This window comes from Gillisia mitskevichiae, from assembly GCF_003634585.1.
Lineage (GTDB): Bacteria > Bacteroidota > Bacteroidia > Flavobacteriales > Flavobacteriaceae > Gillisia > Gillisia mitskevichiae.
In genome coordinates, this window is record NZ_RBLG01000001.1 from 737,757 (window position 1) to 761,240 (window position 23,484).

A 23,484-nucleotide genomic window follows, 5' to 3' on the forward strand; every position below is an offset into this window, starting at 1 on the left:
TTATGAGATTAGAAGACATTCTAGCTTTTCTCCCTTATTATACGAAGTTTCAGCTTCAATAAATGCCAATGCATTTCCATGTGCCATAGATAATATCATTGAGGAACCTTGTCCGTCTAATATTTCAACTTCATTATTGCTGATCTTTGCTTTCAAAAATAAAGGCCGATCTGCTTTGTTTTTAAAATCGTGGGAAATAGGGAAAGAAAACCGTTGCAATCCATTTTTTGCAGATCCGTTAAGCCGATAAAGAAATGGCAACACATACACGTAGAAACAACTTAAGGAAGACGCAGGATTTCCTGGTAAAGCAAATACAAATTTATTTTCTTTTCTTCCGAAATAAAGGGGTTTCCCTGGTTTCTGAAAGACTTTATAGAACTGTTCTACTACGCCATTTTCCTCTAGAGCTTGCTTTACATAATCATAATCTCCCACCGAAATTCCGCCGGAAAGGATCAATACGTCTGAAGTTTCTAAGGATTTTTTGATTCCCGATTTAATTGCTTCAAAATCATCATCGATTTGCTTTTTATTCCCATATTTAAATCCAAATTGTTCACAAGCTAAAGCCAGTGCATAGCTATTGGATTCGTAAATCTGCCCTTCCGCCTTAGGCTTTCCGGGCTCGATCAGTTCATTTCCTGTAGTGATCAAATTAATAAGTGGCTTTTTATAAACCTCAATATTCTGAATTCCCAGACTTCCTATTAGTCCAATTCCTGCTGGCGTGATCGTGGTTCCTTTTTCGAAAACTAGCTGTCCCTTCCTTAATTCTTCTCCTTTTCTACGAATACTCTGTCCTTCCTTCGGCATTTGTTGCAAAGTCAGCTTTTTCCCAACCACACTAGTTTTCTCCTGCATCATCACTGCAGTAGTATTTTTAGGAACTTTTGCGCCAGTAAAAATCCGGACCGCATCTCCCGACTTCAATTTGAAATCTTTCTTATCACCCGCTGCAACCTCACCAATAATGATGTATTCCTGAGAAATTCCGCACAAGGCGTAACCATCCATCGCGGAATTGTCAAAAGATGGCATATCAAAGGGAGCAGTAATATCTTCTGAAATTGAAAAATCTAAGCAGTTTTCAAGTTTCCTAGTTTCGGTTTTCAGCTTAACCTTCTGATCTTTTATAATTTTATGTGCTTCTTCAATTGTAACCATTATCCTCCTATTGAGATCATAGATCTATTCTGTTCGTAATGCTCGGCATCCATTTTTACATCCATACCATCACGTGAAAACTTTTTCGTCTTGATCGCATTTGTAATTAGCTCGTTCATTTCTTCACCATTACGCATAGGAGTAAGCAGATCGGTTTCAGAATTTGCAAAAAGACAATTCTTCATTTTCCCATCTGCAGTTAGCCTAATGCGATTACACTCATCGCAAAACGGATTGGTGATCGTACTCACAATTCCGAAGCTTCCCACATGTCCTTTTACCTGGAAATTATTGGAAGTACTATGTTTGGGATTTTTGAGCTCTTGAATATCTCCAAATTCGGCGGAAACGATATTTAATATCTCGTGTTCTGACACGCCTTTGCTCCAGTCCCAGTTATTGCCTTTAAATGGCATGAACTCAATAAATTTTACTGCGAGGTTTTTATGCTTCGTCAATTCTATAAAATCATTGATCTCATTGTCATTCACTCCTTTGATCAATACAATATTCAGCTTCAATTCCATATCCATTTCCAACGCCATTTCGATATTCTTCATAATGCGATCGAAATAATCCCGTTTCGTAATAAAAACCGATTTTGCTTTATCCAAGGTATCCAGACTCAGATTGATCTTTTTCAAACCTATCTTCTGAAACAGTTCCAGATATTTATCCAGCATAATTCCGTTGGTAGTGATCTTTAGTGTAACACCAAGTTTTGCCAGTTCCTCTACTAAAAATCCGAAATTCTTACGCACAAGTGGCTCTCCACCGGTAAGCCGAATCGTATCCACTCCCAGATCTCGAAAAGTAGTAGCAAGTGCAATGATCTCTTCAATGCTCATGATGCTCGACTTCTCCATCAATTCTATCCCTTCTTCCGGCATACAATAGAAGCAACGCAGGTTGCAACGATCTGTTAGGGAGATCCTAAGATACGTGTGTGCTCTACCAAAATTATCTACTATTTTCTTTTTCTCCTCAATCATGTCTTTTCCCTTCTATCACTTTAAAAACGTGCAATACGTGCGGAAATATTGCATCCATACATTCTGCAGCTCCTTTGGTAGACCCTGGTAATGCCAAAACTACTTTTCCGTCTTTTATTCCGGCTACAGATCTGGAAAGCATTGCATAAGGCATGCGCTGCTGGCCATAATTTCTCATTTGTTCTTCTACGCCTTTCAATTTAAGGTCCAGTATTGGTTCTATAGTATCCGGAGTTACGTCACGCGAACTAACGCCAGTTCCTCCTGTGAAAATTACAATATTGGCTTCTGCAGAATTTAATGCAGTTCTTATTTCTTCAGGTTCGTCTGGAATAATAATCCGTTCAGATTTAATTCCTAATTCTTCCAATTTTGAAACAATCACCTTTCCTGCCTTATCTTCTCCTTGTCCTTTGGAAATAGTATCTGAACAAACAATGACTTTCGCAGTCAATCCTTCAGCCTCTATTTTATAAGAAGATTTTCCTCCTTTTTTATTCAGAAGTTTTATAGTCCCGATCTCTACATTCTGGTCTATAGGTTTCAACATATCATACATAGTAAGCGCAACTATACTCGCACCATGCATTGCTTCCACCTCAACACCGGTCTTATAAATTGTCTTAACCTTTACTGAGATTTGGATCTCCAATCCGTTTATCTCATATTCTATTCCTGTATATTCAATAGGTAGCGGATGGCAATCGGGCAAAAGATCTGGAGTTTTTTTCACTCCAAGCAATCCTGCAGCTTTGGCCATTTCAAAAACATTGCCTTTCGGGACTCTATTTTCCTGTAACGCCTTGATCGTTTCTTCGCTGGAAGTTCGCACAATCGCGATCGCGGTAGCTTCTCTTAACGTATTTATTTTATGGGTAATATCAACCATCTATTTATTCACTTTCCATTGGTGGGTTTCATCTTCGAAAATCTCTTTTCCAAAAATGGGCACATTGGCCTTGATCTCTTCTACAAAATAATTACAAGCTTCAATCGCAATCTTTCGATGGGCCGAAGAAGTAAACACAAAAAGGCATAGTTCGCCGGTTTTCACTTCGCCAAGACTATGATAGATATGAGCACATGTGATATCAAATTTGGAAAATGCCGCTTCCCGGATCTCATGAAAAATACTTTCAGCCATTTCTTCATACGCCGAATACTCAATAGCACTCACCGTTTTTCCGTCTATTTCATCGGCACGAATCTGACCTAAAAAGATGCTGTGTGCACCAATATTGGTCTTAGACTGATGATTTGCAATGGAAGTCGCTATCTTTTCCGGCGGAATCGCGCCATCTACAAATACTTTCTTTGGTTTTTTCTTATCCATCTATTATTGTTTCTATTCCTCCTTCTACATTTTTAAGATTCTCGAAACCATATTCAGCTTTCAAGAGATCCACCACTTTCTTACTTCGTTTTCCCGACTGGCAAAAGACTAATATCTCTTTCTCCTTCGGAATTTCCCAAATTCGATCGTCAAGATCGCTCAGTGGGATTTGAATGACTTTTTCTGAATTAATTCTGGGCTGTTCAAAAATCTCACGAATATCTAAATACAGCCTAGATTCATCGTTTAACTTGCATACAATCTTCACCGGAATAATTCCGTTCTCTTTAATCTTATCGATCTCTTCTTGCTTTTTCTGAAGCTTCAAAATTTGTTCTGAACCAGTTAACAAATTGGATAATTTTAGTTTTCCTGAAAGAATTTCACCAATCCCTAAAATTATCTTGAGAGCTTCCATTGCTTGAAGCATTCCAAAAATTCCCGGAACTACTCCTAAAACTCCGGTTGCTTCACAACTTATATTTTGTCGTGTTGTCTTTGGGAAAAGACATCTGTATGTCGGTCCATTTTCATAATTAAATACCGAAAGCTGTCCTTCATATTTATAAATAGATGCATATATCCAGGGTTTTCCTGCAAGAATACAAGCGTCATTGATCAAGTACTTTGTTTCAAAATTATCGGTTCCGTCAATAATAATATCATACTCACTAAAAAGCTTTTCCGCATTTTCAATCGTTAAGGCTTCTTCAATTGCAATTAGTTCTATTTCACTATTCAATTGTTGTAACTTTTCTTTAGCTACCAAAACTTTAGACTTACCAATATCATCCTCATTAAATAAAACCTGACGATGTAGATTGGTAATAGAAACTTTATCATGATCCATCAACCCAATCTTCCCTACACCAGCACCTGCTAGATATTGCGCTGCAGGACATCCAAGTCCGCCCACACCTATGATAAGCACCCTGTAATTTCGGAGTTTTTCTTGTCCGGAAATTCCAACTTCATCTAATTTTATTTGTCTGTCGTATCTCATCAGCCTCCTGCAAATGGTGGTAAAAAAGCCACCTCATCACCGTCTTTTAGTTCAACTTCATTCTTTAGATCCTGATTCACCGCTATTTGTATAGAATCTGCATCTTGAATCTGATATTTTTTGATCTGCTGATTCTTTAGATCTTTTACAGATGATCCTTTCTCTAAATCCAAAACTTCTTCACTTTTCCCGGCTGATTCAGCGATCGCACCAAAATATTTTACATTCACCTTCATTCTTCTTCCATCTGTTTTAATAATTCTACATCTTCTGCAGTATCTACATCAAAATTTCCCATTTCAAATTTCACGATCTCGTAATCTAGTTCCTGATCATGAATTAGTTTTTTTGCTCCCTGATCGCCTTTCAATTCTTTTAAATCATAAAAAACTTCTGCGGAAAAAATTGCAGGAACGCCAATATCTCCTGAGTATTCTGAATAGGTTGCTTGAGTATTTTTGTCCAACTGAACCTGAATTAATTCCTTAATTCTTTCTTTACTCACAAAGGGTTGATCTGATAACAAGATCAATATATGGTCTAACTCATTTTCTAATTCCTGAGACCGCAATACTCCTTTTTTTATACTAGTAGACATTCCTTCTTGCCAATTCTCATTCATTTCGACTACAAATTCCTTTAGATCTATTTCACTTTCTATTTTATCTTTTCTAGCTCCTAAGACCAAAACTTTGCTGTCAAAATCAATCGAAGTTGAAACATCTATCGTATGTTGCAATAAAGATTTCCCCTTAAATTCCACTAATTGCTTGGCATATCCAAGTCGGCTGGAAGAACCTGCAGCTAGTATTACAACTCCGATTTTAGCATTCTGTATCAAACTTTTATTTCTTTAAAATGATTATCTTTCTTCTCATGTATAGGTTCCGACTTCTCTCTTAATGGTCTTGCACCAGTTTGCGTCAATACAGATTGAATTTCAGATAGAATTGAAAGTCCGATTTCCGCAGGTGTTTCAGCACCAATTTCCAAACCAATAGGAGCATGGATCTTACTCCTATTTTCTTCAGAAAGTCGAATTCCTTCAGGCTCCAGATCATTTTGCATCCGATTATATTTTTTCAATGGGCCTAAAATTCCGATATATGGAATTTGGTCTTCAGTTAGCAACAATTTCAATACAGCCAAATCGTAATTATAGTTATGACTCATCAATACAAAACAACTCCGCTTATCTATCTCTATATGTTCCAGCGTTCGCTCAGGTTTTGTTACGATCACCTGGCAGGAACTGGAGAAGCGTTCATTATTAGCATGCGTTGGCCTTCCATCGGTTACTATCACTTCCCAACCCAACAGATCTCCTTGTTGAGCTAAGATCTGAGCATCATTTCCTGCTCCAATAATGATCAGTTTTACAGGAGGTTGATAATTCTGAATAAAAAGATGCTGTGTTTCTCTGTCAATATTGAATTCAGCAAAATAAGAACTCTTATTTTCAAAAGTGAGTTTAGCCTGTTCCAGAATAAGATCTAATATTTCTTTACCCGGTTGCTTCCCGCTATACATTGAATGTTCATCAATTAGCAAAATAGTTCCCAATTGCTCTTTAGATCTATTTAAATTGAACATGACAGTTATCGCAAAAGGGTGCTTCTGTTCAACAACAGTTTTAAGCAATTCGCATGGGTTATGGCTATCCTCGTAATCTAAAGGTTCGAACAATACCTGAATGATTCCATTGCAGCCTAGCTGAGCACCAATTATCGCATCATCTTCATCACTGGTGTCATAAGTGATTAATTTATTTTTCTGCTTATGTAAGGCGTGTAAAGCTTTTCTTAGAGCATCGCCTTCAAGGCAGCCACCACTGATAGCTCCTGTTATATTCCCATATTCATCTACCAACATTCTCGCTCCGGCTCTTCTATAGGAAGAACCTTCCACATGAACCACTGTCGCAAGCACACATCCAATTTCCTGAGATCTTAAATTTTCGTATTGTGCTATGATGAATTCTAATTCTCTCATATCACAGCTTTTTTTAATTGATTGACTGTATTTTTTATCTCTTGTGAAGCAAATTCAATATCGGCATGCGTAGTATTTCTACCGAGACTAATTCGAAGAGAGGACAATGCAAGCTCATCACTTAATCCCATCGCTTTAAGAACATGCGATGGCTGCACAATGTTCGAAGTACAAGCTGATCCACGAGAAACAGCAAGATTATTCAGTTTTCTCAATAAATGATTGCCGTCAATATTTTCAAAAGAGACATTTGTTGTATTTGGTAAGCGATTAGCTTTTTTAGAATTGATATGAACATCTTCAATTTCTTCCAAAAGCGCTTCTAACTGATCTCTCAATTTTGATACTCTATTAGATTCTTCCTCCATTTCCGAAAAAATGAGATCCGCAGCTTTTCCAAAACCAACAATTCCTGGAACGTTTAGAGTTCCCGGACGCATTCTTTTTTCTTGGCCTCCGCCAAAAACTGTTTGATCGATCTCTATTTTATTCTTTTTATTGATATATAATGCACCAACACCTTTAGGTCCGTAGAGCTTATGTGATGAAAATATGGCTAGATCTAGATTCAGATCTATAAGATCTACCGGAAATTTACCTACGGCCTGAGTAATATCGCTCATCAATTTCACTCCTTTCTCATGCACAATTTTCGCGATCTGCTTCAGAGGATGTATGAGTCCGGTTTCATTATTGGCCAACATCAGGCAGACCAAAATTGTTTCCGAATTAATAGATCTTTCTAATTCCTCAAGATCTATATTTCCTTCAGCATCCACATCTAGATAAGTGATCTGAAAACCATCTGTTTCCAGCGCTTGCATAGTATCTAAAATCGCTTTATGTTCTGTTTTACAGGTGATGATATGCTTTCCCTTCGAGCTATTCTTTTTACAAAAGCCAAAAAGAGCAAGATTTGCAGCTTCGGTAGCTCCAGAAGTAAAGGTGATCTCTGTAGATTTGCAATTCACCAGATTGGAAACCTGCTCACGCGCAAACTCAATACCTTCCTCAGCATCCCATCCAAAAATATGGTCACTACTAGCATTCCCGAAATTTTCAGTGAAATATGGCAACATCACTTCAACCACTCTTTTATCAACAGGAGTAGTAGCATTATAATCTAAATAGATCTTCTTTTTAGTATTCATTAAAAGCGTTATGTATTTGTAAACATATCGGTATATAAATTTAATAAAGCCTAACGACTAATCTTTAGGCTTTAAAGTTATTTTAAGACCTTCAGTAATTTTTCTTCTTGCTCTATCAGCTGTTGTATTTTCAATTGAAGCTCATCATATTCTTTCATTATTTCTAATGCGTAAAGACTTACTTCCGCACCTCCACCATGTTGACCTCCTTTTTTCAAAATCACCAATGCCTCTTTTGATAATTGATTCAGTCTTTGAACTATTGCCCAGGCTTTTTTGTAGGACATTTGCATTTGCTCGGCGGCTTTGGAAAGGGAGCCTTCCTTCTGAATCTGTTTAAGGAGTTCATGAGGTCCCGGTCCATAAAACTTTTCTCCATCCTCTTCTATCCAACACTTGATCTTTAATTGCTTCATTCAAGGAAATTCTTTTAAGTTTTTAAATCACCCTGCAATTCAGTAATAAATGGTTGTTTATAAAATCTTTTTCCAGTAGCCTTATACAATGCATTTGCCAATGCTCCCATTACAGGAGGGAATGGTGGTTCACCTAAACCAGTTGGATCTATCCCGTTATCTATAAAATGAACATCGATACTTTTTGGAGCTTCATTATGGCGAATAATCTTATAGGTATCAAAATTGCTTTGCTGTGGCACTCCATCTTTGAAGGTCATCTCGCTATATAGGGCATGACCAATTCCATCTATCGTCCCACCCTCAACCATATTTTTTGCGGCATCTGGATTTACTACAATCCCGCAGTCTACTGCGCAAGTAACTTTATCTATTAATGGTTTGTTGTTTTCTACTCTTAAATCTAGGATCTGGGCTACATATGAATTATGGCAATAGTAGGCAGAAACACCTCGATTCATTCCCGAACTATTATTCCAACCCGATTTGTCACGAGCAAGTTTAAGTACAGCAGCATAGCGGGCTGCATCGTAGTCGTTTTCTTCACCCACAGGATCACTTCCTGCTCGCTCCAACAGATCTAAACGGAATTGAATTGGGTCTTGACCCATTTCTTCTGAAAGTTCATCTAAAAATGACTGTTCTGCCCCCGCGATAAAATTAGATCTTGGCGCTCTAAATGCTCCTACAGAAATATTTGTTTCTAAAGACCAGCTTTCGGCAAGATAATTATCTACTGCCCCTGCAGGAAAACGATTGGCAAAAAGTGGACTTTCCGGAATTCCACCTGCATTTACATGAAAAGCAGTTAATTTATTATTAGCATCAAGGGCAGCTCTATAAGTAACATGATAAGCTGGGCGATAAACTCCGTTCGTCATATCGTCTTCACGAGAATACACAAGTTTAATTGGCGTACCCATCTTTTCTGAAATTACAGCTGCTTCCACAAGGAAATGACCATAAAGTCTACGGCCGAAACCACCACCCATGCGGGTCATTTGAATGTCTATATTTTCAAGGTCATAGCCTAAGCGTTTATTTACACTTTTCTCTGCATATTCTGGAGTTTGTATAGGTCCTAATAATTCTGCTTTCCCATCGCTAACATCGGCGAAGAAATTCATAGGTTCCATGCAATTATGAGATAGGAAAGGGCAGGTATAAGAGCGCTCGATCACCCGTGCTGCATTTTTAAATGCTTTTTCTGGATCACCATCTTTTCTAACGATCTCTGATTTTCTAGATCCAACTTCAGCCATTAGATTAGTATGAATATCACTGCTTTCCAATCCGGTTGCACCATCCATTCCGGCAGATTTTTCAAGTATTTCAATTTCTTTAGTTAGCTTAGGATTTAGATCCCATTCTACCTTAACTGCTTTCTTGGCTTGCATGACCTGCCAAGTAGATTCACCTACTACAACCACAAGTTTAGAAAAAGAACCAACATCGCTCCATTCTTTCTCCATATCTTCAGGATAGGTGTCTATGGTAAAAATATCTTTTATACCCGGCATTCCTTTGGCCTTCTCCGCATCCATAGATTTAAATTCCATTCCGAAGGCGGGTGGCTGAATGACCATGGCTATTAGCATTCCATCTTTATAAGTGTCTATTCCATATAAAGGTTGACCTGTAACTATTTTCTTTGCATCTACATTTTTGCGAGATGTCCCTATAATTTTAAAATTATCAATTTCTTTTAATTCAACTTCTTCTGGAATTTCAACATTTACGGCAGCCTTGGCGATCTCCCCATAACCTATAGTTTTATCGCTGCCTTCATGTTTTATTACTCCATTTTCCACGCTAAGTTCAGAAATAGGGACTCCCCATTGGTCTGCTGCTGCAGTTAGCAGCATTTGTCTTGCTGTTGCACCCGCTGTTCTTAATGACTGCCATCCTTGGCGTATGGACTGACTTCCACCTGCAAGTTGACGGGTGAAAATTTCAGTATTTAGTGGAGCTTGTTCTACAATAACATTATTCCAGTCTACATCTAATTCTTCAGCAACGATCATCGGCATTGAGGTCTTCACATTCTGACCAATTTCTGGATTTGGTGAATAAATGGTTACAATTCCATTTTCCCCAATTTTTAAATATCCGTTCAACTCAAACCATTCCTTTGGCATTTGCATTGCCAATTCCTCGCTTCCTTCTTCTACAGGTCCTTTGCACGCTAACCAGTTAAATCCAATTATCAGTCCGCCTCCAGCTAGAGATACACTTTTTATAAAGGATCTTCTACCTAATGATGTTTTTACTTTAGTCATTGTTATGAATTTGAATTAACTGATAATTAAATTGTTTGAGAATCTGAAGCTGTTTTGATTGCTGCTTTAATTCTAGTATACGTACCACAACGGCAAATATTTCCGCTCATAGCATTTTCTATATCTTTATCGCTAGGTGTTGGGTTACGTTCTAATAGCGCAGAAGCAGACATAATTTGTCCTGCTTGACAATAACCACATTGCGGTACATCATGCTCTAACCACGCTTTTTGAACCGGATGATCTCCATTTTCTGATAATCCTTCTATTGTTGTGATTTTATTATCTGCAGCAGCCGAAATTGGAAGCTGGCAGGATCTTACGGCAGTTCCATTAAAATGAACAGTACAGGCACCACATTGTGCTATACCACAACCATATTTAGTTCCAACCAGTTTAAAATGGTCTCTTAAAACCCATAGTAGGGGAGTAGTAGGATCTACATCTACCGAAAGGTTTTTGCCATTGATGGTAATACTGAATTCTGCCATGATCTTAAATTTTTCTAAAAATTAAGAAATTAATTACTTATAATCCTAAGCTTAGAATGCTTTTATTTGGTAATTCTTAAATGTATTCTCTTTTTTACTTAGTTTTCTTAGAACGAGCAATAGAATTGAGGGGGTAAATAAAAAACACAATGGGTTTAAGATTTTTAGAACCTAAGGGATTGGTTTGCCTGAAGTAAATGGAAAAGACGAAGATTAAAATTACGATAAATCACCTTTGTAAATTTCAGAAAAGAACTATTGGCAGTTAGGGGTGATAAATGCAAAAAGTCCAGAATAGATTCTGGACTTTATAATTTTCATTAAGCTGTAACACCTTCTTCAAGACCAGCTTCAATAAGTTTTTCTGGAGTAATTGGAAGATCTCGCATTCGTTTTCCTGTTGCATTAAATATGGCATTGGAAACGGAGGCAGCAACACTGGTAATCCCAAGTTCGCCTATTCCTTTAATTCCCATTTTATTGGCGATCTTATCTTCTTCCGGAAGGAAGATTACATCTATATTGGCCAGATCTAGATTAACAGGAACGTGGTAATCTGCAAAAGAACGAGTGATAAAGTTTCCAAAATTAGGTTCTACTCTAGTTTGTTCAGCCAATACCATTCCTACACCCATCGTTAAACCTCCTATGATCTGTCCGTAAGCTGTCTTCGGATTTAATATTTTTCCAGCGGAAGCTACATTCACCATTCTTTTAATTCGGTACATCCCAGTGTCTTTATCTACCCAAACCTCACTAAAATTAGCTCCGAATGAGAAGACTGAGTATTTCTCGAATTCTGCAGATGGCTCCGCCATTCCTTCAGCTTCGAATTTGGTTAGTTGATTCTTTTTTAGAAGTTCAGAAACAGCAACTTCTTCATCTTGAGCTATATTTCTATTATTCTTAAGTGTTTTAATTGCATTTTCACAGGCAGCACGAGCACCATTGCAAAAGGAAGCAGCACCCCACGAACCTCCAGATCCGGGTGTTATTGGGAAATCTGAATCACCCAATTCTACATTTACTTGTTCCACTGGGATTTTTAAATATTCTGAAGCGGTTTGTGCTATAATGGTATAACTACCAGTACCGATATCTGTTGCATCCATTTGAATGGTGGCAAATACTTTATCTTCATCTAATTCCAGAATTACTTTAGAATGCGTTTTCTGATATGGAGAATTTCTGGAAGCAGCACTTACACCATATCCTATAAGCCAATTTCCTTTTTTATTTGTGCGAGGCTCAGGTTTTCTGTCTTTCCAACCAAATTTTTCAGCTCCAATTCTTAAGCACTCAACTAACAATCTCGAAGAAAACGGCCTTTCTTCATGAAGATCTGTTTGGGTATCATTTTTTATTCGGAATTCTATAGGGTCCATTTTAAGTTTCCATGCCATCTCATCCATAGCAGATTCCAATGCAAAGCTTCCCGTTGCTTCTCCAGGTGCTCTCATGGCAAACGGTGTTTGCATATTCATCGGGATCAACTTATAGGTTACTTCATTATTGGCCACATTGTATAACATCTTAGAAACCATTCCGCATGGCTCTTGGAATTCTTGAGTGGTAGAGGTATGAGAAAGTGTTTCGTGAGAAAGAGCTGTAAGAATACCATCTTTTTTAGCACCTACGCGCATTTTTTGCTCGTTCTGTTGGCGCATGTTCGTATTGGTAAACATTTGAGTTCTCGTAACTGTAACCTGCACTGGTCTATCTACCATTTTAGATGCCATTACGGCCATTATCACATGTCGATCTAAATTTAGTTTAGAGCCAAAACCTCCACCCACAAAAGGGGAAATTACGCGCACATCTTTCTTTGGAATCTGGAAAGTTCCAGAGATAGCTATTTTAGCATCTTCGATTATTTGCTGACTTGCATATGCTGTTACTTTTCCATTATCCCAAGAAGCGATAACGGCATGCAATTCCATTGGATGGTGATGTTCAATAGGGGTATTATAAGTTTGTTCCACTACCATATCCGCCTCAGCTAGCCCTTGATCCATATTTCCTCTTGAATAATTTGAATCATTATCTGGGGTATATGCTTTGGATCTGGACTTCTCAAAGTCGATAACTGCTGAAGGGTCTTTTTTATATTCAAACTTTACTAAACTAGCAGCATATTGGGCTTGTTCGAATGTTTCTGCCACCACAAGACCAACATATTGCCCAAAATAATGTACTTTATTACTTTGCAACACTGGCGCAATAGTATCTGTGGCAATTTCTGGTCGTACTCCCTCTAAGGTTTTAAGCTTTTCTGCATTCTTATAAGTAATCACTTTTAACACTCCTTCAAGCTTCTCAGCTTCAGAAGTATCTATTGAAACAATCTCACCTTTGGCGATTGTGGAATTGATTCCTTGTCCATATACTTTATTTTCTATCGGAAATTCAGATGCATATTTAGCCTTCCCCATCACCTTTAGATGACCTTCTACTCTATTTATAGCACTTCCAACTCCGGATGTATTTATCGACTTTGTCATAATTTTATTTTTTGAAATTGGCTTATACTTCTCTTTCAAACGCTTGGGTAAGTGCTCTTACGATGGCATTTTTACCCATATCTACTTTCCATTTATTCGCCTCAAACGGTTTAGCATCCTTCATTTCCAGTTCTGCGGCCGCTTCAAAATTTTCTGTAGTTGGTTTCTTCCCAGCAAGGAATTCTTCTGCTTTGGTGAGCTTCCATGGTACATGAGCAACTCCACCCATAGCGAGACCTGCCTTGTTAATCACTCCGCTTTCAACTTGTAATCCGGCAGCAACCGATATCAATGCAAAAGCATAACTGGAACGTTCGCGAATCTTTAAATAGTAATAATGATCGGAAAATTCAGCCTTTGGTAAATGAATAGCGGTGATTAACTCTCCTTGCGATAAGGTGGTATCTTTTTCTGGCCGATCTCCAGGTAAACGATGGAAATCTGTGAATTCTATCATTCTGGAAGTCCCATCTGCCTGTTGAACTTCAACAGTTGCTCCAATGGCTGCAAGAGCCACGCACATATCTGATGGATTTGTTGCTATACAGCTATCACTATATCCAAAGATCGCATGTAATGCATTCATTCCATTCAAGGCTCCGCAACCGGAACCTGGATCGCGTTTATTACAAGGCATAGAAACTTCAAAGAAATAAGGACAACGAGTACGTTGTAACAAATTCCCTCCATTGCTAGCCATATTCCTTATTTGTGCTGTGGCAGCAGATAACATAGCCATGGATAGTAATGGATAATTGGTTCTTACCTCCTTATTATTGGCAGTTTCGGAATTACTAAGCATTGCACCAAGTGTTAATCCGCCTTTATCATTAGAGGTTATTTTTTTATAATCGAGATTATTAACATCGATAAGTTGATCTGGCCTTTCAACATCTTCTTTCATCAAATCCACCAGATTTGTCCCACCCCCGAGATAATGCGAAGTTGCTGTGAAAGCTTGAAGCGCCTGTTCTTTATTATTTGCCCTGGTATAAGTGAATGGTCTCATGGTTGATTAATTTTAAAGTCTTGAAATGTTCAAATTCATTGGTTATAAGGATAATTTGCATTTTTTAAGCATTCTTGGCTTTATCCATTTGTTCCTGTGTAGCAAATTCCCAAGTTGGCATTTCATCATTTCCGGTATGCACTTCTTTAAAGGCCTGTACAATATTATTGTAGGCACCACATCTACAAATATTTCCAGACATTCTTTCTCTAATTTCTTCTTCGGAAAGGCTTAAACCAGATTGAACTTTCTTAAGATCTTCGGTTACATAACTTACTTCTCCATTTTTGGCTTCTTCTAATAGTGCTACAGAAGAACATATTTGTCCTGGAGTACAATATCCACATTGGAAGCCATCATGTTTTAGGAATGCCTGCTGCATTGGATGCATTTCGCCATTTTTCGCTAATCCTTCTACTGTAGTGATCTCTTTTCCTTCGCAGGTGGCTGCAAGTGTAAGGCAAGAAAGATTGCGTTTTCCGTCTATAATTACAGTGCAAGCACCGCATTGCCCATGATCACAACCTTTTTTTGTACCTGTTAATCCAAGTCTTTCTCTAAGTGCATCAAGCAAAGAAGTTCGGGAGTCTAAGGTTAATGGCTTAACCATATCATTCACCTTAATATTTACTTTAATCTCATTTAAGAGTGCTGTTGTTTTTTCTGGCAAGTCTTTCATAGTGTTGGCAAATAATTCTGAAGTAAAAAAAGAAGAAGCGTAAATACTTAAGCTTGCTGCGGACACTTGTTTTAAGAATTTCCTTCTTGAACTTCCATTAAGTCCCATAGCATCGAGAATCATATTCTCGTCATCACTTAAATTATCTGGATCTACAGCTTCATTCCATTTATCTATATCTTTCATAAACAAGGTTTTAGGGAGGCTAGTCAATATTTTTAAAAGTAAAGAATTATAACTTTTGAAAAGTTATTGATATGTTAAAACATTTCTTAATTTATAAAATTTAAGAAGTGTTTAATGATGAAATCATCAATGATTCGGAAATAATTTTAATAATGGCGTATTAATCCTCATTTGGATTTTATGATGATAATTGCTTCTTAATAAATGATTTAGTCGGAATTTTAACTTGTTTTAACTTTAGCGGAATTTAATGATTACTAATAGTACAGCAAATACGGCTAGAGTAAACCCTCCTATTATAGGAGAACATTTTTTCATTCTATTATATTCCAAATATTTAATCTTCAGATTTTATAATGGATTATTATAGACAAAATCGATGGAATTCAAAAGCGAATAGAAATCGTGGATCTTCAGTCGAAGCCAAATCAGTAAATCGCAATCTGGATATTATTAGTAATAGATTTTATGATATCTATTAAAAATTCCTGGTCAATAAAGAAGAAATTTCTGCTTTTAAAATTAAAGATAAGTACCTAGGAATTAAATTGTCAGAAATCCATAATTGTGACGTCGCAGAACATGATTCTAGAATGAAAGATTTCATGGCCAAAAAGAATTTTTACTGAATAATCTATAAATCAGAAAAAGGAAATTCCCAAATAAGTATTGCGAGATTCAGAGTTCGATATTTAGAACTTTTCAGTTAACTTCTTTATTTAATGAGTATACTTTTTCTCAGTCCGCATAAGATAAGCTGCAGTAACTAAAACCGCCCCAGCTAAAACTCCTAAAGTTGGTTTGCTGGTAATGTATTGTTTGAGTTTTGATGGTTTGTTACTTTGCTCGATATATTTTCTAAAACCCAGTTCTTGAGCTTTAGTGAAATTAACATCAGGTAGGTATTTACCATCACCTTGTTTAATGATCTTATATTGAAGCAACTCTTTATAAGCGGCTTCAAATTCTGATGGATATTCTATAATATCCTCAATCTCCCCTTCGTATTTTATAATAAGTAAGATTACTTCGGCAGTTTGATAAATATCTTTTTTTTCTTCTTCCATTTTATGAAAAATTATTAAAACAAAGATAATGTATTAGGGCTTTTATAGAAATTGGAAAATATAAAGTTGTATTAAATTTACATCCTTTACTGAATACAAAATTAAAGCAGTAATTGTTGAAATAGCTTTTAATTAGCTTCAGCCAAAAAAAAAGCATATTTTGGGATTTCACTTAAACTTGGATTATGAAATCTATAATTAGCCTATGTATATTCAGCATTTTCTTTTTTTCAGAAATAGGGATGGCACAGGAAATAGATTCAATACAATCTCCAGGCGTAAATGGTAAACTTGTTATAGGTATTACTGAAACACCTCCATTTATAGTAAAAGAGGGTAATGAATTTTCTGGATTAAGTATTGCCTCGTGGGAACTGGTTAATGAAACTCTCAACTTGGAATATGAATATAAAACCTACCCTTCACTTATACATTTAATGGAGGCCGTTGAAAATAATGAGGTAGATTTAAGTATTAATCCTGTGACGGTGACAAATCCAAGAATGAAACGCTTGGATTTCTCCCAACCATATTTCATTTCCTATACGGGTATCGCAAAAAAAAGTGAAACCATGATTTGGTCTTATCTTGTAAACATGTTTAGCTGGAAATTTTTATCGGCTATACTAATTCTTTTAGGAGTAATTCTTCTTTTTGGGTTTCTTGTATGGCTATTTGAAAGAAAAAAAAATAATGAAGAATTTGGAGATGGGGTAAAAGGAATTTTCCATGGTTTTTGGTGGAGCGCTGTAACTATGACTACTGTGGGATACGGGGATAAATCACCTAAAACCTTTGGTGGTCGCTTTATTGGGCTTATTTGGATGTTTATGGCAATAATAATGATCTCTAGTTTAACCGCGGGAATAGCATCTTCACTTACGGTTCAAAATATTTCAGACGAGATAAATAATATTCAGGATTTGGATAATTTTGAAGTAATTACGGTAGCCGGATCAAGTGCGCAAGAACTTCTTAATCAATATAACATTAGAAGTGAAGAAGTAGCAAACGAAAAGGAGGGGATTCAAAAAATTCAGGATAAAGAGTCTGCTTTGTTTGTTTATGATCAGCCTATATTAAAATTCGAAATCGACAGAAGAAATTTGAATGATGAGCTTGAGGTCCTTCAGCAGACATTAAAAAGAGATTATTACAGTTATAGTTTTCCGAAAGGATCGATGCTTGTGGGAGAAATTAACCCAGTACTTATCGCCACTTTAAAATCTATGGAATGGAACAATCTGATTAAAAATTATCAATAATCGGATGTTTTTTTCATCCGTATATTCATAAGCTATTTAAAGCCTACATAAAAAATTTAAAATCATCTTTTATATAAAGTCCTTAAGTAGAGGGTTTAAAGAATTTAGTCCAAACCTTAATTAAAAGTTTAATTATTAGTAAAACAACTATACCAACAACTAACCCCACCAGAAACTCAATTATTATACTAGGAATATTTTCAGTAAAACCATGAAAATAAGGCGTGTTATGCACAAAAATCCCACCAGAAACTAGTAGAAGTGCTATAGTACCAATTACAGAGAGACTCTTAATAACTATTGGTAATGCATTTACTAGAAACCTTCCTATAATATCCGAAATACTATCATTTCTATCATTTAATGATATAAGTTTTGCCCCAAAATTATCCATTCTAATAATTAGTGCAACAATTCCATAAACACCAACTGTGGCAACTAAGGCTATAATAGTAACAACAATAATTTGAATATTTAAAGCTTCACTTGCTACAGTACCTAAAGCTATAATCACTATTTCTACGGAAAGTATAAAATCTGTTATGATCGCCGATTTTATTTTTTCTTTCTCCAAACTTAAAGCTTCTTCTTTGGTGATTTCTTTTAGTTCTGGTTTTGCTGTTTCATGATGATGAGGAAATATCCATTCATAAATTTTTTCAGCACCTTCATAAGCCAAGTACAAACCTCCTAGTAATAAAATTACTGTGATAGCGGATGGTAATAACCAACTTAGTAAGAAGGCCAAGGGTAGGATAATTAGTTTATTTAGGAGAGAACCTTTTGTAATAGCCCATAAAACTGGTATTTCCCGAGAAGATATGAAGCCCGAAGCTTTTTCCGCATTAACGGCCAGATCATCACCCAATATGCCGGCAGTTTTTTTACCAGCTAATTTCCCCATTACTGCAACATCATCCATAAGTGCTGCAACATCATCTAAAAGTGCAAAAAAGCCTGAAGCCATAGGTTGTTTTTAAATTTTGAACAAGATACATGGAAGTTCATAATTATTTATTCGCTTAACAATTTTTTTAGAAATAGTTAATCTAAATAATCATGAACATTTTTAATAAATGTACCTAATTGTATTTATGAGATTTACCTTCAGTAAGCCATATAGATAGAGTGGATAGATCTAAAATTTAGATTTATTAGAAGCATTAAATAATCCTCATTTAGGATAATGAGGGTCTTAATTATCTTCTGCTAAATTTTCATTCATACTTTCATAGCTTTTCACAAGTCTAATGAATTCAGCTCTATATCCTTCGCTATCTTTACCTCTTCCGTTTTCAGCGAGCTTCAATACCATAGCTAGGTTTTTTCCATTGGTAAATTCAGATTCCCTGAGATTCATTCCGAAAAGAGCTACGGCCGATATGAAATTAAAATCTTCAGAGGGAGCTTTTTCCGAACTGGTATTTACGATACTTTCTATCACTTTACTTTTCTTGCCAGTAGGTTCCTTATATCTAAATTTCACTGTTAATAATTCTTCAGAATTCTTGCCTTTAGAAACCTGTTGACTGTATTTATAATCGTCTACGACTTTTAAATAGTCACTTTTACTACCATGCGGAATGATCTCATAGATTGCAGTAACATTATGTCCGCTGCCTAATTCCCCCGCATCTTTTTTGTCATCTTTAAAATCTTCATCATTCAATAATCTGTTTTCATAGCCTATTAATCGGAAAGCTTCAACATTCTCTGGATTAAATTCAACTTGAATCTTTACGTCCTTAGCTATGGTATACATAGTGCCGCCAAACTCGGTTCCTAAAACTCTCTGGGCTTCTTGCATAGAATCTATGTAGGCATGATTACCATTTCCAGCTTGAGCGAGTGTTTCCAGTTTAGAATCCTTATAATTTCCCATTCCAAAGCCAAGAGCGGTTAAAAAAACGCCGCTTTCTCTCTGCTCTATTATTAAATCTTTCATTGCACTGTCGCTTTGCAATCCCACATTAAAATCTCCATCGGTAGCAAGTATAACACGGTTATTTCCGTTTTTAATAAAGTTATCGCGTGCAATTTGGTAAGCAAGTTCTATTCCTTGGCCACCAGCAGTAGATCCGCCAGCATTTAATTTATTTAATGCTTCTTTTATTTTATTTTTCTGGTTTCCAGATGTTGGTTCTAAAACGATTCCTGCAGCACCAGCATAAACCACTATTGAGATCTTATCTTGCTCTCTTAGTTGATTTGTAAGTAAGCTGAAGGCCGATTTCAATAACGGAAGCTTATTTGGTTGGCCCATAGATCCAGACACATCTAATAGAAAAACAAGATTAGATGGAGGTACATTATCCAGAGGAATCTCTTTTCCCTTAATTCCAATCTTCACGAGTTTGGTGTCGCTGTTCCAAGGAGTTTGTATGAGTTCTGTTTGTATGGAGAATGGATCATTTCCTTTTGGTTGCTTATAATCGTAATTGAAATAATTCACCATTTCTTCGATTTTTACAGCATCCTTTGGGATCTCACTACCAGTATTGATCATTCTTCTAATATTGCTATAACCCGCCTTGTCTACATCAATAGAAAAGGTGGAAAGGGGAGAAGTTTTTACTAATTTGAATTTGTTTTCCTCTATTTCTTTATAAGATTCATTTGCAGTGATATGTTCTCTAAAACTAGAGACTCCTCTAATTTTAATTTGTTTTGAATAACCAGAGACTATTACCTCATCAAGGCTGGAATTATCATTCTCTAATACCACATTTAGTACTGTTTTATTTCCTACAGTTAGTTTTTTCATTTTTAGTCCTATAAAACTAAATACCAGTATATCACCTTCTTCTGCCTCTATAGAATATTTTCCATCTATATCTGTTTGAACACCATTTGCAGAGCCTTCAACGATAATATTTACGGCAGGTAATGGTAATCCCTGATCATCGGTGACTATTCCTGTAATAGTTTTTGCTTGAATATTAATGCTAATGAAGAATACTAGAATGTAAATTAATTTCATAATTGAAGATTTAATTAATATTTCAGAAGGTAGGGCAACCGAAGGTTAGATGTTTGCTTTTGTTATCTACAATTTTTAAGCCGAACTTTTTACTTAAGCCTATTAAATATAAGTAACATGCTTTTTTAAATTAGGATATTTTGTAATTATAGAACTTTAAAACTAAAAAAAAACACATTAAAATTGAAGTGGTCTCACTAGCAACATTAACTATTACTTAGAAGGATAAATAGTCAAAAAACATTTTCCTTTTACTTTTTTAGGTAGCTTTTTATTTATTAATGTATTGGATTACAGCATTTAGGGATTATGAACTGGAATAATCAGAATTTTTAAATTTTAAGAACATTCTAAGCTTTCCTTTGGTAATGGCAGGGAATAAATTTCTAAATTTGGGGCACACAACAAAACCTTAATTTAACCCTATAACACAACACCTCATGCCAAATGTAATTCCCGAAGCCAAGATTTTTAATTGCACCCAAAGTAGAGCACTTGCAGAAAAAATAGCTGTAGCCTACGGCGCACCACTGGGAAATGTAATAACGAGTACTTATAGTGATGGAGAATTCCAACCATCTTTCGAAGAATCTGTTAGAGGTTCTCGTGTTTTCATTATTGGGTCTACACATCCAGGAGCAGATCACTTAATGGAAATGTTATTAATGTTGGATGCAGCTAAAAGAGCTTCAGCTAGACATATTACTGCAGTTCTGCCATATTTTGGATGGGCAAGACAGGATCGCAAAGATAAACCTAGAGTTCCAATTGCAGCTAAAATGGTTGCTAGTATTTTAGAAACTGCGGGAGCAACTAGAATAATCACCATGGATCTTCATGCAGATCAAATTCAAGGATTTTTTGAAAAACCGGTAGATCATTTATTTGCATCTACTGTCTTCTTGCCTTATTTAAGAAGCTTAAATCTAGAAAATCTTACGATCGCTTCCCCAGATATGGGTGGCTCTAAAAGAGCATATGCTTATTCTAAAGCTATGGAAAGTGATGTAGTTATATGTTATAAGCAACGCGCTAAGGCAAATGTGATCTCACACATGGAACTTATAGGAGATGTAACTGGAAAAAATGTAGTATTGGTAGATGATATGGTAGATACTGCCGGAACCCTTACTAAAGCTGCAGATGTTATGATGGAAAAAGGAGCAATTAGCGTAAGAGCTATTTGTACTCATCCTGTACTTTCTGGAGAGGCCTATGATAGGATAGAAAAATCACAGTTATTAGAATTAATTGTAACAGATTCTATTCCATTAAAACAAAAATGCGATAAGATTAGAGTTGTAAGCTGTGCCGATCTATTTGCAGATGTAATGAATCGGGTACACAATAATAAATCTATCAGCTCAAAATTTATTATGTAATAGGTTGCAAGGGCTATAACTTATATGGATAGCTAAATTGAAACGGCATTTAAATAATTCCATTTCAGTATTTTATACTATCAAAAAAAGTCGCACCTTTGCACACTAAAATTTTTTATAATGAAATCAATCACGATCAACGGATCTAAAAGAGAAAGCGTAGGTAAGAAAGTTACTAAAGCCTTACGTAATGCTGGAAAGGTTCCTTGCGTAGTATACGGAGGAGGCGAACCATTACATTTTTCAGCAGATGAAATTGCCTTCAAAAACCTTGTATACACACCAGATGTGCATACTGTGGTAATTACTTTGGAAGGTGGGGAGAAAATTGATGCTGTTCTTCAGGACATCCAATTTCACCCGGTAACCGATGCTATCCTACACATGGATTTCTATCAAATATTTGACGATAAGGAAATCACTATGGAAATTCCTGTACATACTAAAGGTACTGCACGTGGAGTTAAAAATGGTGGAGTTTTACGTTACAACTTACGTCGTTTAAAAGTTAAAGGTCTTCCAGGAAATCTTCCAGATTTTATTGAAGCCGATGTGACCTCTCTTAAGATTGGAAACAAATTATATGTAACTGCTTTATCAAATGATGGTTACACAATCAATCACCCAGATAATACTGTAGTTTGTCAAGTTAAGACATCTCGTAATATTACTGCTGAACTTGATGAAGATGAAGATGAAGTTGCTGCAGATGAAGTACCAGCTACTGAGGTAGATGATGCTGCTGCTGTAAAAGAGTAATCTTTCACTTAGCATAAAATTTAAAAGCATTCCAGTTCCGATTCAGTCGGGATTCGGAATGCTTTTTTATTTAAAAATAATTCGATTTGCGTTTTAAATCTTATTTCTGAAGCGATTAAAAATCAATTATTAAAAGTCTCATCTAAAATTGGTAAGGCGAAGAATATTATTAATTTTATCTTTACCAAAACAAACTCCATGTTGGCATTCTTCGGAAGAATATTTAGTAAAAAACCATCAGAGGAAGAAGTAGACCCTATGAAGAAATTTTTGATTGCTGGGCTGGGAAATATAGGTCCAAAATACCACAACACAAGGCATAATATAGGCTTTAAAGTAGTAGACTATTTAGCTGAAAAAGAGGGGGTTTCATTCGCAACTGATAAATTGGGGGATATTGCAAGTTTCAGGTTCAAGGGAAGAACTTTTATTCTTCTAAAACCTAGTACATACATGAACCTTAGTGGGAAAGCGGTGAATTATTGGCTTACCAAGGAGAAGATCCCTTTAGAGAATTTACTAGTGGTAACAGACGATCTTAATCTTAATTTTGGAGCTATTCGCGTTAAAACCAAAGGAAGCGATGGGGGACATAACGGATTAAAAGATATTCAACTGCAGTTAAATACTGCAACCTATAACAGATTTAGATTTGGGATTAGCGATGAATTTTCTAAAGGACGACAGGTAGATTATGTGTTGGGAGAATGGTCTTTAGAAGAAGAGAAACAGCTTCCAGAACGATTAGAAAAAGCAGCCGAACTTATTAAGTCTTTCGGAACCGCAGGAATAAACATCACAATGAATACTTTTAACGGTAAATAAGAGTCAC

General features: G+C 36.2%; 22 protein-coding genes. 4 read left to right on the forward strand and 18 right to left on the reverse strand.

Going from position 1 to position 23,484, the window contains the following annotated elements; all coding sequences use genetic code 11:
• The 16 genes from BC962_RS03400 to BC962_RS03475 all read right to left on the reverse strand — a co-directional run bounded on the left by BC962_RS03400 (position 1) and on the right by BC962_RS03475 (position 16,266).
• Positions 1–1,167, reverse strand: coding sequence for a molybdopterin molybdotransferase MoeA (locus BC962_RS03400; RefSeq protein ID WP_121344483.1), 1,167 nt, complete (start codon positions 1,165–1,167; stop codon positions 1–3).
• Positions 1,167–2,159 carry a GTP 3',8-cyclase MoaA gene (gene moaA, locus BC962_RS03405; RefSeq protein WP_121344484.1) on the reverse strand — a complete coding sequence of 331 codons (993 nt, stop codon included), beginning with the start codon at positions 2,157–2,159 and terminating at the stop codon, positions 1,167–1,169. The genes BC962_RS03400 and moaA overlap by 1 nt, the downstream gene beginning before the upstream one ends.
• Positions 2,152–3,048 carry a bifunctional molybdenum cofactor biosynthesis protein MoaC/MoaB gene (gene moaCB / locus BC962_RS03410; protein WP_121344485.1) on the reverse strand — a complete coding sequence of 299 codons (897 nt, stop codon included), beginning with the start codon at positions 3,046–3,048 and terminating at the stop codon, positions 2,152–2,154. Before moaCB ends, moaA begins: the two co-directional genes overlap by 8 nt.
• Positions 3,049–3,492 carry a molybdenum cofactor biosynthesis protein MoaE gene (locus BC962_RS03415; RefSeq protein ID WP_121344486.1) on the reverse strand — a complete coding sequence of 148 codons (444 nt, stop codon included), beginning with the start codon at positions 3,490–3,492 and terminating at the stop codon, positions 3,049–3,051.
• Entirely contained in the window at positions 3,485–4,495 is a 1,011-nt protein-coding gene (gene moeB, locus BC962_RS03420; RefSeq protein WP_121344487.1) for a HesA/MoeB/ThiF family protein, read from the reverse strand. Before moeB ends, BC962_RS03415 begins: the two co-directional genes overlap by 8 nt.
• Complete coding sequence (locus BC962_RS03425) at positions 4,495–4,731, reverse strand: MoaD/ThiS family protein (protein ID WP_121344488.1); 237 nt, start codon at positions 4,729–4,731, stop codon at positions 4,495–4,497. Before BC962_RS03425 ends, moeB begins: the two co-directional genes overlap by 1 nt.
• Entirely contained in the window at positions 4,728–5,336 is a 609-nt protein-coding gene (locus BC962_RS03430) for a nucleotidyltransferase family protein (protein ID WP_121344489.1), read from the reverse strand. Before BC962_RS03430 ends, BC962_RS03425 begins: the two co-directional genes overlap by 4 nt.
• The gene (locus tag BC962_RS03435; RefSeq protein WP_121344490.1) at positions 5,333–6,487 is read right to left on the reverse strand and encodes an XdhC family protein; all 1,155 of its coding nucleotides are present in this window, start codon (positions 6,485–6,487) and stop codon (positions 5,333–5,335) included. Before BC962_RS03435 ends, BC962_RS03430 begins: the two co-directional genes overlap by 4 nt.
• Positions 6,484–7,638, reverse strand: a complete 1,155-nt coding sequence (locus tag BC962_RS03440; protein WP_121344491.1) for a cysteine desulfurase family protein — start codon at positions 7,636–7,638, stop codon at positions 6,484–6,486. The genes BC962_RS03435 and BC962_RS03440 overlap by 4 nt, the downstream gene beginning before the upstream one ends.
• A 77-nt stretch (positions 7,639–7,715) precedes the next feature.
• Positions 7,716–8,054: a winged helix-turn-helix domain-containing protein gene (locus BC962_RS03445; protein ID WP_121344492.1), complete on the reverse strand. Its 339-nt coding sequence runs from the start codon at positions 8,052–8,054 to the stop codon at positions 7,716–7,718.
• Positions 8,055–8,068: 14 nt separating this feature from the next.
• Positions 8,069–10,333, reverse strand: a complete 2,265-nt coding sequence (locus BC962_RS03450; RefSeq protein WP_121344493.1) for a xanthine dehydrogenase family protein molybdopterin-binding subunit — start codon at positions 10,331–10,333, stop codon at positions 8,069–8,071.
• Positions 10,334–10,359: 26 nt separating this feature from the next.
• Entirely contained in the window at positions 10,360–10,824 is a 465-nt protein-coding gene (locus BC962_RS03455; protein WP_121344494.1) for a (2Fe-2S)-binding protein, read from the reverse strand.
• A 320-nt stretch (positions 10,825–11,144) separates the two neighbouring features.
• Entirely contained in the window at positions 11,145–13,325 is a 2,181-nt protein-coding gene (locus tag BC962_RS03460; RefSeq protein WP_121344495.1) for a xanthine dehydrogenase family protein molybdopterin-binding subunit, read from the reverse strand.
• 22 nt (positions 13,326–13,347) lie between these two features.
• Positions 13,348–14,334 carry an FAD binding domain-containing protein gene (locus tag BC962_RS03465; RefSeq protein WP_121344496.1) on the reverse strand — a complete coding sequence of 329 codons (987 nt, stop codon included), beginning with the start codon at positions 14,332–14,334 and terminating at the stop codon, positions 13,348–13,350.
• Positions 14,335–14,398: 64 nt separating this feature from the next.
• On the reverse strand, positions 14,399–15,199 hold the full coding sequence (locus tag BC962_RS03470) for a 2Fe-2S iron-sulfur cluster-binding protein (protein WP_121344497.1): 801 nt from the start codon (positions 15,197–15,199) through the stop codon (positions 14,399–14,401).
• Positions 15,200–15,918: 719 nt separating this feature from the next.
• A complete protein-coding gene (locus tag BC962_RS03475; protein WP_121344498.1) occupies positions 15,919–16,266 on the reverse strand; it encodes a hypothetical protein in 348 nt (115 codons plus the stop codon).
• Positions 16,267–16,451: 185 nt separating this feature from the next.
• Between BC962_RS03475 and BC962_RS03480 the strand changes: the two genes are divergently transcribed.
• Entirely contained in the window at positions 16,452–17,531 is a 1,080-nt protein-coding gene (locus BC962_RS03480; RefSeq protein ID WP_121344499.1) for a transporter substrate-binding domain-containing protein, read from the forward strand.
• An 82-nt stretch (positions 17,532–17,613) separates the two neighbouring features.
• Here the strand turns inward: BC962_RS03480 and BC962_RS03485 are convergent, their stop codons facing one another.
• Both BC962_RS03485 and BC962_RS03490 read right to left on the reverse strand, forming a co-directional pair.
• Positions 17,614–18,498 carry a DUF808 domain-containing protein gene (locus BC962_RS03485; RefSeq protein WP_121344500.1) on the reverse strand — a complete coding sequence of 295 codons (885 nt, stop codon included), beginning with the start codon at positions 18,496–18,498 and terminating at the stop codon, positions 17,614–17,616.
• 228 nt (positions 18,499–18,726) lie between these two features.
• Positions 18,727–20,511 carry a vWA domain-containing protein gene (locus tag BC962_RS03490; RefSeq protein ID WP_121344501.1) on the reverse strand — a complete coding sequence of 595 codons (1,785 nt, stop codon included), beginning with the start codon at positions 20,509–20,511 and terminating at the stop codon, positions 18,727–18,729.
• A 440-nt stretch (positions 20,512–20,951) separates the two neighbouring features.
• On the opposite strand from BC962_RS03490, the gene BC962_RS03495 reads away from it, so the two are divergent.
• From BC962_RS03495 to pth, 3 genes are all read left to right on the forward strand, one after another.
• Complete coding sequence (locus tag BC962_RS03495) at positions 20,952–21,893, forward strand: ribose-phosphate pyrophosphokinase (protein WP_121344502.1); 942 nt, start codon at positions 20,952–20,954, stop codon at positions 21,891–21,893.
• A gap of 120 nt (positions 21,894–22,013) precedes the next feature.
• Positions 22,014–22,652, forward strand: coding sequence for a 50S ribosomal protein L25/general stress protein Ctc (locus BC962_RS03500; protein ID WP_121344503.1), 639 nt, complete (start codon positions 22,014–22,016; stop codon positions 22,650–22,652).
• A gap of 198 nt (positions 22,653–22,850) precedes the next feature.
• Entirely contained in the window at positions 22,851–23,477 is a 627-nt protein-coding gene (pth, locus tag BC962_RS03505) for an aminoacyl-tRNA hydrolase (protein WP_121344504.1), read from the forward strand.
• Positions 23,478–23,484 lie beyond the last annotated feature (7 nt).